This is a genomic window from Salinicoccus siamensis (genome assembly GCF_042429615.1).
Classification (GTDB): Bacteria; Bacillota; Bacilli; order Staphylococcales; family Salinicoccaceae; genus Salinicoccus; species Salinicoccus siamensis.
In genome coordinates this window covers 1-1,198 of sequence record NZ_JBHMAH010000035.1, presented here as the reverse complement: position 1 = coordinate 1,198, position 1,198 = coordinate 1, and the positions used below count along the sequence as shown (strand labels likewise).

The following is a 1,198-nucleotide window of genomic DNA, read 5'->3' as shown; positions in this document are numbered from 1 at the left end:
CCACACCAAATCCCAAGAAAAGAGGTCTCCCCTTATGGATCATTTTACATCAGATATCATTCAAGCTCTAGTGAAAAAGGAAGACGTATCCGAAATCTTCCGCAATCACCTGGAAACAGCGGTGAATACATTGCTTAAAACCGAGCTGACCGCATTTCTGGACTATGAAAAATATGATCGCGTCGGCTTCAATTCCGGAAATTCCAGAAACGGTGCGTACGCCCGTACCCTACATACCGAATATGGGGATCTACAGATTGATATCCCCCGGGATCGGAATGGCGATTTCAAACAACAGACCGTCGCCCCCTATAAGCGGTCCAATGACACGTTGGAGTCCTTTGTCATCCATATGTTTCAAAAAGGGGTGACAATGTCTGAGATTTCGCATCTGATCGAGCGCATGTATGGGCATCACTATACCCCCCAAACGATTTCGAACATGACTAAAGCGGTCGCAGAAGAAGTCGAGGCCTTTCGTCAGCGTTCCCTGTCCAATCGGTATGTCTGTGTGTATCTGGATGCTACGTTCCTGCCCGTCAAAAGAGAGACGGTTTCGAAAGAAGCTGTCTATATCGCTGTCGGCATCCGTGAAGATGGCTCAAAGGAAGTCCTGGCATATACGGTCGCTCCAACGGAATCCGCCTATGTGTGGAAAGAATTGATCGAAGACATCCAAGCGCGGGGTGTCGAAGAAGTGCTGCTTTTCATATCGGATGGACTAACAGGCATCAAAGACAGTATTCACTCGGTCTTTCCAAAAGCCAGATACCAGACGTGTTTTATTCATGTTGCGCGCAACATTTCCCACAGGGTCCGTGTATCGGACCGCAAGGAAATCTGTGAGGACCTGAAGTCCTTGTATCGCGCCACGGACAAAGCAGACGCTGAACAGGCTTTGGATGCGTTTATAGAGAAGTGGAAAAAGTCCTACGCCAAAGTCACGCAATCATTGAAAGCCAATCCGGATCTGTTCACCTTTTATGATTTCCCTGAAGCAATCAGGAGGAGCATTTACTCCACAAACCTGATTGAGTCATTCAATAAGCGAATCAAACGGTACAGTAAGCGCAAGGAGCAGTTTCCGAACGAAGCATCGCTTGATCGTTTTCTCGTCACTCAATTCGAAACTTACAACCAGCAGTTTGCGACACGGTGTCACATCGGTTTTGACCAAGCACGGGCCGAACTAACTGAA

Annotated in this window: 1 protein-coding gene; it reads left to right on the top strand. The window is 47.7% G+C overall.

All coding sequences use genetic code 11. The features are described 5' to 3' along the window. Window positions 1-34: 34 nt before the first annotated feature. On the top strand, window positions 35-1,198 hold a 1,164-nt coding region (locus ACFFLE_RS11090), incomplete at its 3' end, for an IS256 family transposase (protein ID WP_380572248.1).